This window comes from Streptomyces sp. NRRL WC-3626, from assembly GCF_000718785.1.
GTDB classification, from domain to species: domain Bacteria; phylum Actinomycetota; class Actinomycetes; order Streptomycetales; family Streptomycetaceae; genus Streptomyces; species Streptomyces edwardsiae.
Map to the genome: position 1 here is coordinate 22,643 of NZ_JOCA01000037.1, position 8,367 is coordinate 31,009.

At 71.2% G+C, this 8,367-nt stretch carries 10 protein-coding genes; 6 read left to right on the plus strand and 4 right to left on the minus strand.

Translation table 11 applies throughout. The annotated features are described in order from the left end of the window. Positions 1-223 precede the first annotated feature (223 nt). The 5 genes from IF28_RS0135035 to cseC all read left to right on the plus strand — a co-directional run bounded on the left by IF28_RS0135035 (position 224) and on the right by cseC (position 4,832). Positions 224-1,159 carry an A/G-specific adenine glycosylase gene (locus IF28_RS0135035; protein WP_030229297.1) on the plus strand — a complete coding sequence of 312 codons (936 nt, stop codon included), beginning with the start codon at positions 224-226 and terminating at the stop codon, positions 1,157-1,159. Between the two features lie 308 nt (positions 1,160-1,467). After that, positions 1,468-2,007, plus strand: a complete 540-nt coding sequence (locus IF28_RS0135040) for a SigE family RNA polymerase sigma factor (RefSeq protein WP_030229299.1) — start codon at positions 1,468-1,470, stop codon at positions 2,005-2,007. Beyond that, positions 1,995-2,651, plus strand: a complete 657-nt coding sequence (locus IF28_RS0135045) for a hypothetical protein (protein WP_030229300.1) — start codon at positions 1,995-1,997, stop codon at positions 2,649-2,651. Before IF28_RS0135040 ends, IF28_RS0135045 begins: the two co-directional genes overlap by 13 nt. 126 nt (positions 2,652-2,777) lie before the next feature. Beyond that, entirely contained in the window at positions 2,778-3,476 is a 699-nt protein-coding gene (gene cseB / locus IF28_RS0135050; protein WP_030229302.1) for a two-component system response regulator CseB, read from the plus strand. 9 nt (positions 3,477-3,485) lie between these two features. Further along, entirely contained in the window at positions 3,486-4,832 is a 1,347-nt protein-coding gene (gene cseC, locus IF28_RS0135055; RefSeq protein ID WP_030229304.1) for a two-component system sensor histidine kinase CseC, read from the plus strand. Between the two features lie 10 nt (positions 4,833-4,842). On the opposite strand, the gene IF28_RS0135060 is transcribed toward cseC, so the two are convergent. The 3 genes from IF28_RS0135060 to IF28_RS0135070 all read right to left on the minus strand — a co-directional run bounded on the left by IF28_RS0135060 (position 4,843) and on the right by IF28_RS0135070 (position 7,462). Continuing rightward, complete coding sequence (locus IF28_RS0135060) at positions 4,843-5,286, minus strand: VOC family protein (RefSeq protein WP_030229306.1); 444 nt, start codon at positions 5,284-5,286, stop codon at positions 4,843-4,845. A 60-nt stretch (positions 5,287-5,346) separates the two neighbouring features. Next, a complete protein-coding gene (locus IF28_RS0135065) occupies positions 5,347-5,784 on the minus strand; it encodes a helix-turn-helix transcriptional regulator (protein ID WP_030229309.1) in 438 nt (145 codons plus the stop codon). A gap of 91 nt (positions 5,785-5,875) precedes the next feature. Continuing rightward, positions 5,876-7,462 (minus strand): MDR family MFS transporter, encoded by a 1,587-nt coding sequence (locus tag IF28_RS0135070; protein ID WP_030229311.1) that lies wholly within the window; start codon positions 7,460-7,462, stop codon positions 5,876-5,878. Positions 7,463-7,598: 136 nt separating this feature from the next. On the opposite strand from IF28_RS0135070, the gene IF28_RS0135075 reads away from it, so the two are divergent. Continuing rightward, the gene (locus tag IF28_RS0135075) at positions 7,599-8,195 is read left to right on the plus strand and encodes a TetR/AcrR family transcriptional regulator (RefSeq protein ID WP_030229313.1); all 597 of its coding nucleotides are present in this window, start codon (positions 7,599-7,601) and stop codon (positions 8,193-8,195) included. Between the two features lie 28 nt (positions 8,196-8,223). Here IF28_RS0135075 and IF28_RS0135080 read toward each other — a convergent pair. Beyond that, the coding region (locus IF28_RS0135080) for a M23 family metallopeptidase (protein WP_030229315.1) at positions 8,224-8,367 on the minus strand (144 nt) is incomplete at its 5' end.

Sequence of the window (8,367 nt, forward strand, 5' to 3'; positions counted from 1 at the left end):
TTTCGCGGCGTCCCCGCCGAAGGCACCGCACCCGCGCCGTGCCGCCGACGGCGAAGCCTCCCCACCGCCGATCGCCGGGAACGGCCCCACCCGCGGGTGACCCCGCCGTGCCACTCCCGCCGAGGGCACCGCACCGCTGCCGGCCGTCGGGTGCGGTGTCACCCCGCCCCCGCCGTGGCGCTCCCCCCGAGGGTGGGCGTCCGCATGGGAGGATCGGGGGGTCATGACTGCTCCCACCAAGCCCCCGTACGGCGGCGCCACCGATTCCGCGTCCGAGCGTGCTCCCGGTGAGCCGCTGCACTCCCCCGTCATCGACTGGTTCGACGAGCACGCCCGGGATCTGCCGTGGCGTCGTCCGGAGGCCGGTGCCTGGGGGGTGATGGTCAGTGAGTTCATGCTGCAGCAGACCCCGGTGAACCGGGTGCTGCCCGTCTACGAGCAGTGGCTGGCCCGCTGGCCGCGCCCCGCCGACCTCGCCGCGGAGGCGCCCGGCGAGGCGGTCCGCGCCTGGGGCCGGCTCGGCTACCCGCGCCGCGCGCTGCGGCTGCACGGCGCCGCGGTCGCCATAACGGAACGGCACGGCGGCGACGTACCGGCCGACCACGCCCAGCTGCTGGCGCTGCCCGGGATCGGGGAGTACACGGCCGCGGCGGTGGCGTCGTTCGCGTACGGGCAGCGGCACGCGGTGCTGGACACCAATGTGCGCCGGGTGTTCGCCCGCGCGGTCACCGGTACGCAGTACCCGCCGAACGCCACCACCGCCGCCGAGCGCCGGCTGGCCCGCGCGCTGCTGCCCCAGGACGCGCCGACCGCCGCACGCTGGGCGGCCGCCTCCATGGAGCTCGGCGCACTGGTGTGCACGGCGAAGAACGAGACGTGTGGGCGCTGTCCGATCGCCGCGCAGTGTGCCTGGCGGCTGGCGGGCAAGCCGGCCCACGAGGGTCCGCCGCGCCGGGGTCAGACGTACGCGGGCACGGACCGTCAGGTCCGCGGGCGGCTGCTGGCCGTGCTGCGGGAGGCGCACGGTCCGGTGCCGCAGAGCGCGCTGGACCGGGTGTGGCACGAGCCGGTGCAGCGGGCCCGCGCGCTGGACGGGCTCGTCGCGGACGGGCTGGTGGAACCGCTGCAGGGCGGTCTGTACCGGCTGCCGCAGACCTGACCCACCGGACACGGCCGGAACACACATGTTGCGGCCGTTCCACAGCCGCCCCATCGGCACCGCTGGACATATCGCGCCGTAACACGCCCGATCGGCGGTCCGCTTTACCCCGTTAGTCCTTCCGTTACACAACCGACGGACAGCCGAGCGCTTCCCGCAGGCTTCCTCGGACAGCGCCGTGACAACGCCTTCGTACCGTCGATCACGTGCTCGCCGAGGGCACACGACAAGGGAACACAGGCGGTACCGCCGGTCCGCGTGTGCGGGCCGGTACGGGGAGCGGGAGGCGGTTCACCATGGCTGAGGACATGGCGCAGGGCGCGGTGCTCGGGTTCGAGGAGTACGTCCGCACCCGGCAGGACGCGCTGCTGCGCAGCGCCCGCCGACTGGTCCCGGACCCCGTCGACGCCCAGGACCTGCTGCAGACCGCGCTGGCCCGGACGTACGGCCGCTGGGAGACCATCGAGGACAAGCGGCTGGCCGACGCCTACCTCCGCCGGGTCATGATCAACACGCGGACGGAGTGGTGGCGGGCCCGCAAACTGGAGGAAGTGCCCACCGAGCAGCTTCCGGACGCCTGTGTGGACGACTCCACCGAGCAGCACGCCGACCGTGCCCTGCTGATGGACATCCTGAAGGTCCTCGCCCCGAAGCAGCGCAGTGTCGTGGTGCTGCGACACTGGGAGCAGATGTCCACGGAGGAGACGGCCGCCGCCCTCGGTATGTCGGCCGGAACGGTCAAGAGCACGCTGCACCGGGCGCTCGCCCGGCTCCGCGAGGAGCTGGAGGCGCGCGATCTGGACGCACGCGCGCTGGAGCGTGAGGAGCGGGAGCGTTGCGCGGCCTGACCGGCCCGGGGCCCACCTGGGCCCGGACCACCGCCAGGGCGGCGATCACGGCGACGACCGTGCTCGCCGCCGCTGTCCTGTTCGTCGCCGGCTGTGGCACGGGCGGCACCGGCGCGCGGGACGAGGGCCCGGCGCACGCGGACTCGATGGCGAGCGCCCCCGCCGCGGCGGCGTCGTCCACCCCCTCGAGCACCCCCGACCGGGTGGACGCCGTGCGGCTGATCAAGGCCGATCCGGCCGTCTCGCCGGAGGTCAAGCGGGAGCTGCAGCCGTGTGTCGCCGACGAGTACCCGGTCGACGTGAGTTACGGCGACCTCACCCGGGGCGGCGTCGACGACGTCGTCGTCAACGTGCTGACCTGCGGGGACATGGTCGGCGTCGGCACCTATGTGTACCGCGAGCAGGGCGGCGCGTACGTGAACGTGTTCTCGGCCGAGGAGCCCCCGGTGTACGGCGAGATCGACCGCGGTGATCTGGTGGTGTCCCAGCAGGTGTACGACCGTGGCGACCGGGTGTCGAGCGCGTCCGGCGAGAACGTGATCACATACCGCTGGATCTCGGACCGGTTCGCCGAGAAGTACCGCACGCACAACGACTACGGGCAGGTGGACGGCGTGCAGCCGTCACCGGTGCCCCGCGACTGAGACAGACTTCCGGCGCGCGGCGGCGGGAACGGGTGAACCCCCGGCGCGGGTCCCGGCGTCCGTGTGGGGGACGGGCACCGCACGCGCACACCGAACCGAGAACATACGAGGACTGAGAGCACCGCGATGGCAGACCAGACCCACGTCCTGTTCGTGGAGGACGACGACGTCATCCGCGAGGCCACCCAACTCACCCTGGAGCGGGACGGCTTCGCGGTCACCGCGATGCCCGACGGGCTGGCGGGCCTGGAGGCGTTCCGCGCGGACCGTCCCGACATCGCGCTGCTCGACGTCATGGTGCCCGGTCTCGACGGGGTCAGCCTGTGCCGGCGCATCCGGGACGAGTCGATGGTGCCGGTGATCATGCTGTCGGCGCGGGCCGACGCGATCGACGTGGTGCTGGGGCTGGAGGCGGGCGCCGACGACTATGTGACGAAACCGTTCGACAGTGCCGTGCTGGTGGCGCGGATCCGCGCGGTGCTGCGCCGCTTCGGGCGGGCGAACGGCGGCCGGGAGGACACGGCGGAGCCGGGGGACGGCGGTGTGCTGGCGTTCGGCGAACTCGAGGTCGACACCGACGGCATGGAGGTACGCCGGGCGGGACACCCGGTGGCGCTGACCCCGACCGAGATGCGGCTGCTGCTGGAGTTCTCGGCGGCGCCCGGCACCGTGCTCTCCCGCGACAAGCTGCTGGAGCGGGTGTGGGAGTACGGCTGGGGCGGCGACACCCGGGTCGTCGACGTCCATGTGCAGCGGCTGCGTACGAAGATCGGCCAGGACCGTATCGAGACGGTCCGTGGCTTCGGCTACAAGCTGAAGGCCTGAGTGAAGCGGATGCGCGGGTATGTCCGGCGCCTGGTGGCGGCGTGCGTCGAACGGGTGGGCATAGGTACGGGGCTGCGGTGGAAGCTCAGCGCGGCCATCGCGCTGGTCGGGGCGCTGGTGGCGGTCGCGCTGAGCCTGGTCGTGCACAACGCGGCCCGGGTGTCGATGCTGGACAACGCGCGCGACCTGGCGGACGAGCGGGTGCTGATCGCCCAGCGCAACTACGAGCTGTCGGGGCGGCTGAACTTCCCCAACACCAAGATCGACGACCCGGAGCTGCCGCCGGAGCTGCGGGAGAAGGCCGAGGCGGGCCGGCGGGCCACCTATGTGGTGGACCGGCCGGGCGGGTCGCCGGACGTCTGGGCGGCGGTGCCGCTGAAGAACGGTCATGTGATGTCCCTGCACTCCGGTTTCACGGACCGCAGCTCGGACATCCTCAAGGATCTCGACCAGGCGCTGGTGATCGGCTCCATCGCGGTCGTGCTGGGCGGCAGCGCGCTCGGGGTGCTCATCGGGGGCCATCTGTCGCGGCGGCTGCGGAAGGCGGCCACCGCCGCGGGCCGGGTCGCGAAGGGCGAGACGGACGTCCGGGTGCGGGACGCGATCGGCGGGGTGGTGCGGGACGAGACCGACGACCTGGCCAGCGCGGTGGACGCCATGGCGGACGCGCTGCGGCAGCGCCTGGAGGCCGAGCGCCGGGTGACCGCCGACATCGCGCACGAACTGCGCACCCCCGTGACCGGACTGCTCACCGCCGCCGAGCTGCTGCCGCCGGGCCGGCCGACCGAGCTGGTGCTGGACCGGGCCAGGGCGATGCGCACCCTCGTCGAGGACGTCCTGGAGGTGGCCCGGCTGGACAGCGCCTCGGAACGTGCCGAACTGCAGGACATCCTGCTCGGCGAGTTCGTCGCCCGGCGGGTGACGACGAAGAACCCGGACGTCACCGTGCGCGTGGTGCACGAGTCGGAGGTCACCACCGATCCGCGGCGCCTGGAGCGCGTGCTGTTCAACCTGCTCGCCAACGCCGCCCGGCACGGCAGGGCGCCCGTCGAGGTCACCGTCGAGGGCCGGGTCGTCCGGGTCCGCGACCACGGGTCCGGCTTTCCCGAGGGGCTGCTCGCCGAGGGGCCGAGCCGCTTCCGCACCGGCAGCGCGGACCGGGCCGGCCGCGGTCACGGGCTGGGCCTGACCATCGCGGCGGGGCAGGCCCGGGTGCTGGGCGCACGGCTGACCTTCCGCAACGTACGTCCGCCGGGGGCACCGGAGGACGCGCCGGCCGAGGGCGCCGTCGCCGTGCTGTGGCTGCCCGAGCATGCGCCGACGAACACCGGGAGCTATCCCGTACTGGCGCAGTAGCGGCCGCCGTTCAGCAGGACCAGTCCTTGTCCGTGTCGAGGCCGCCCTCGCGGGGCTGGGTGAACGAGAACCAGTTGCCGGAGTCGTCCCGGAACAGCGCCTCGGTGCCGTACGGCCGCTCCTGCGGCTCCTGGATGAACTCGACCCCGCGCTCCTTGAGCCGGGCACAGTCGCCGTGGATGTCGTCGGTGGTCAGCACGCCGGGGCCGAGCGCCCCCTTGGCCACCAGCTTTCTGATCATCTCGGCGGACTCGGGGTCCATGCCCGTGCCGGGGACCATCAGCGTCAGCTCGACGTCGGGCTGCTTCGGCGAGCCGACGGTGAGCCAGCGCATGCCGCCCTCGCCGAGGGTCATGTCGGTACGGACCTCCAGGCCCAGTTTCTCGGTGTAGAACTCCTTCGCCCGGTCCTGGTCGAGGACCCAGACGGTGGTGATGGCGAGACCCTTGATCATGGCGTACTCCCGTGTCGCGGCCGTTCCTTCGGTGCCCTGTCACCGTAGGCAGCGCCGCCGTCAGTCCGCTTCTCCGGAATTGCTCCGTGCCGCCGCCCTGTCCGGAGCGGGCCGGTGGCCGCCGAGCCAGTGCATGGCGTAGCAGCCCGGTATCAGGGCGGCGCCGCGGCCCACATGCCTGGTGCGGTACTCGCTGGGGGTGAGGCCGGTCCGGGTCTTGAACCGCGCCGAGAACGTGCCCAGGCTGCTGAAGCCGACCGCGTGGCAGATCTCCGTGACCGACAGGTTCGCGGTGCGCAGCAGGTCCTCGGCGCGCTCGATCCGGCGGTGCGTGAGGTACTGGCCCGGTGTCTCGCCGTAGACCTCCCGGAAGGCGCGTATGAAGTGGAAGCGCGAATATCCGGCGTGCGCGGCGATCGCGGCCAGGTCGAGGTCCGGGTCGGCCCAGTCCCGGTCCATCGCGTCCTTGGCCAGCCTCAGCTGCCGCGTCCTGTCCATGTGACCGAGGGTGGCACGGGGGTCCGACAACGGGTGCCGTACGTGATGAAGGCCCCCGCGAGCGGGGGCCTTCATCACGTACCGGAGGAGGTCAGACGGGCTCGCTCACCGTCATCGCCGCCGGCGTGCCGTCGCCGCTGTCGTCCTTCTTCGGGCCCGCGCCCTTCAGCGGGACCTCCGTCACGAAGACCGCCGCCACCAGGGCGAACACCACGATCACCGCGCCCAGCAGGAACGCCGAGTGGGTGCCCGAGGACACCGCGTGCTGGTAGGCCTCGCGGGCCGCCGCCGGCAGCTTCGCCAGGCTCGCGGCGTCCAGCTGGGCGGACTGCTCGGTGACCTGGGAGCCCAGCGCGCCGGCCTTCTCCGACATGACGTCCTGGACACGGCTGTTGAACAGGGCGCCCATGACCGCGACGCCGAAGGAGGAGCCGAGGGTACGGAACAGGGTGGTGGACGAGGACGCCACACCCATGTCCTTCATCTCCACGCTGTTCTGCGCGACCAGCATGGTGATCTGCATCAGACAGCCCATGCCGAGCCCGACCACGGCCATGAAGACACCGGAGGTGAAGCGGGTGGTGTCCGTGTCCATCGTGGACAGCAGATACAGGCCGACGATCATCAGCGCGCTGCCGAGCAGCGGGAAGATCTTGTACCGGCCGGTGTTGGTGGTCACCCGGCCCGCGACCATCGAGGTCACCAGCATCGCGCCGAGCATCGGCAGGAGCAGCAGACCGGAGTTGGTGGCGGAGGCGCCCTGCACGGCCTGCTGGTAGAGCGGCAGGAAGAGCGTGGCGCCGAACATCACGAAGCCGACGACGAAACCGATGACGGACATCAGCGTGAAGTTGCGGCTGCGGAAGATGTGCAGCGGCAGCACCGGCTCTGCGGCCTTGGTCTGCCAGAACACGAAGCCCACGAGGGACGCCACACCGAGGCCGATCAGCTCCATGATCCGCGCGGAGCTCCAGGCGTACTCCGTGCCGCCCCAGGTGGTGACGAGGACGACGGAGGTGATGCCGACGGTCAGCAGCGCCACCCCGAGGTAGTCGATACCGGCCTTGGCCCGCTTCTTCGGCAGATGCAGTACGGCACCGACGGCGGCCAGCGCTATCGCGCCGAGCGGCAGGTTGATGTAGAAGGCCCAGCGCCAGCCCCAGTTGTCGGTGATGGTGCCGCCGACCAGCGGTCCGCCGATCATCGCCAGCGCCATCACGGCGGCCATCATGCCCTGGTACTTGCCGCGCTCCCGGGGCGGGATGAGGTCGCCGATGATCGCCATGACGCCGACCATCAGACCGCCGGCGCCCAGTCCCTGCACCGCGCGGAAGGCGATCAGCTGGCCCATGTCCTGGGCCATGCCGCTGAGCGCGGAGCCGATCAGGAAGATCACGATGGACGTCATGAACGTGGCCTTGCGCCCGTACATGTCGCCGAGCTTCCCCCAGACCGGGGTGGAGGCCGCCGTGGCCAGGGTGTAGGCGGTGACCACCCAGGACAGGTGCTCCAGGCCGCCCAGTTCGCCCACGATCGTCGGCATGGCCGTACCGATGATCATGTTGTCGAGCATCGCGAGCATCATCGCGATCATGAGAGCGAGCAGGACCACCCGCACGCTCCTCGGCTGTTTGCCGCCGTCCGTCTCCACGGCCCCCGCCGCTGGTGTGTCCGCCATGATTCCTTCTCCCCCGGCCACGGTGGTGACCACTGCTACTTACTTGCCGCCCGGCTAGTTCACTACACTGGGAAAGCTAGACGCGTAACTAGCCGGGCGTCAAGTAAGTTTTCGTCAAGAGGGGTCTAGCAGGAGGATGGGCGGCACCATGGACGGCACCAGACAGCGGCGCCGCGGGAACACCCGCCAGCGCATCCAGGACGTGGCCCTCGAACTCTTCGCCGAGCAGGGCTACGAGAAGACCTCACTGCGCGAGATCGCCGAGCACCTGGACGTCACGAAGGCGGCGCTGTACTACCACTTCAAGACGAAGGAAGAGATCCTCGTGAGCATCTTCGAGGACCTCTCGCGCCCGATGGAGGACCTGATCGAGTGGGGGCGGCGGCAGCCGCACTCGCTGGAGACCAAACAGGAGATCATCCGCCGCTACAGCGAGGCGCTGATGGGCGCGGCCCCGCTCTTCCGCTTCATGCAGGAGAACCAGGCCACCATCCGCGAGCTGCGCATCGGCGAGATGTTCAAGACCCGCATGCTCGGCCTGCGGGACATCCTCATCGATCCGGACGCCGATCTGGTCGACCAGGTGCGCTGTGTCAGCGCCCTGTTCACCATGCACGCGGGGATGCACGTCCTCCAGGACGTCGAAAGCGACCCCGAGGAGAAGCGCAAGGCCGTCCTCGAGGTCGCCATCGATCTGATCACCCAGGCCCACCGGGGGTCCGAGGACGCTTAGGGCCTGCCCGTAAGGGCCGTCCGTCCGGTCAGACGGTGACGCCGTTGGCGCGCAGGAACTTCACCGGGTCGACGGCGGAGCCGTAGTTCGGGGTGGTGCGGATCTCGAAGTGCAGGTGGGGGCCGCTGGAGTTGCCGGTGTTGCCGGACAGGGCGATCTTCTGGCCGGTCTT

What these genes read in the sequence shown, in the direction of transcription:
- IF28_RS0135035 (WP_030229297.1), top strand. Translation starts at nt 224, where the DNA reads ATGACTGCTCCCACCAAGCCCCCGTACGGCGGCGCCACCGATTCCGCG.
- IF28_RS0135040 (WP_030229299.1), top strand. Translation starts at nt 1,468, where the DNA reads ATGGCGCAGGGCGCGGTGCTCGGGTTCGAGGAGTACGTCCGCACCCGG.
- cseB (WP_030229302.1), top strand. Translation starts at nt 2,778, where the DNA reads ATGGCAGACCAGACCCACGTCCTGTTCGTGGAGGACGACGACGTCATC.
- cseC (WP_030229304.1), top strand. Translation starts at nt 3,486, where the DNA reads ATGCGCGGGTATGTCCGGCGCCTGGTGGCGGCGTGCGTCGAACGGGTG.
- IF28_RS0135060 (WP_030229306.1), bottom strand. Translation starts at nt 5,286, where the DNA reads ATGATCAAGGGTCTCGCCATCACCACCGTCTGGGTCCTCGACCAGGAC.
- IF28_RS0135065 (WP_030229309.1), bottom strand. Translation starts at nt 5,784, where the DNA reads ATGGACAGGACGCGGCAGCTGAGGCTGGCCAAGGACGCGATGGACCGG.
- IF28_RS0135070 (WP_030229311.1), bottom strand. Translation starts at nt 7,462, where the DNA reads ATGGCGGACACACCAGCGGCGGGGGCCGTGGAGACGGACGGCGGCAAA.
- IF28_RS0135075 (WP_030229313.1), top strand. Translation starts at nt 7,599, where the DNA reads ATGGGCGGCACCATGGACGGCACCAGACAGCGGCGCCGCGGGAACACC.